General features: G+C 63.5%; 2 protein-coding genes. One reads left to right on the forward strand and one right to left on the reverse strand.

Annotated features, from left to right (window positions below):
- The coding region (locus tag FGD71_RS48210) for a VOC family protein (protein WP_338120019.1) at positions 1-166 on the reverse strand (166 nt) is incomplete at its 3' end.
- Between the two features lie 119 nt (positions 167-285).
- Between FGD71_RS48210 and FGD71_RS00285 the strand changes: the two genes are divergently transcribed.
- Positions 286-691 (forward strand): helix-turn-helix transcriptional regulator (locus FGD71_RS00285; protein ID WP_244951182.1); only part of this gene is annotated, 406 nt, incomplete at its 3' end.
- Between the last annotated feature and the right edge of the window lie 107 nt (positions 692-798).

A 798-nucleotide genomic window follows, 5' to 3' on the forward strand; every position in this document is an offset into this window, starting at 1 on the left:
CCTCGAACTGGCCGGACCACAGACCGAGGTCAGCGCCTGGCCCGAGGTCGAAGGTGATGTATCCCGAAGTCTCGAACGAGGGGCTCATGCCGAGGAGGTCGCCGTAGAAACGAGCTGCGGCGGGAGCGTCGTTCACGTAGACGATAGACACGACGGATGTGGTCATGATCGTTCCTTCTCACAGGTCGTAGGTACGCATCCACCAGCCTGACCGGGATATGCGCCGCATCGTGTCGCAATTCCTGAAAAAATTGGTGCGTGACCCCAGACCGCTTCTTCGCCCTGATGCTGCTCCTCGAATCGAGGGATGCCGTGACCACACAGGAACTTGCCTCGGCGCTCGGGGTGTCCCTTCGCACCATCACCCGGGACTTGAACTGGCTCCGTGACGCCGGTCTGCCGGTGACCGCACACCGGGGCCGCCTCGGAGGCGTGACCATGCTGCCCGGATCCGGACTCGACCTCACGCGACTCACACCGGGCGAGCGTGATCATCTGTCGCTCACTGGGCTGGATGAGAAGCAACGTGCGGAGCTCAACGTATCGGTTGAAAGCCAGCGCGCGCTCTCCAAGATCGTCGCTACACACTCACAGCGAGTTCGGGAGATCCTGCCGCTCACCGACGTAGTGCACGTGGACAGCCGTCCCTGGCGTCAGGCACGAGCTTCCGGCACGACTCCGGCTTCGCTGANGTCACAGCGAGTTCGGGAGCTCTTGCCGCTCACCGACGTAGTGCACGTGGACAGCCGTCCCTGGCGTCAGGCACGAGCTTCCGGCACGACTCCGGCTTCGCTGATC

This window comes from Streptomyces sporangiiformans, from assembly GCF_005768555.2.
Taxonomy (GTDB): Bacteria; Actinomycetota; Actinomycetes; order Streptomycetales; family Streptomycetaceae; genus Streptomyces; species Streptomyces sporangiiformans.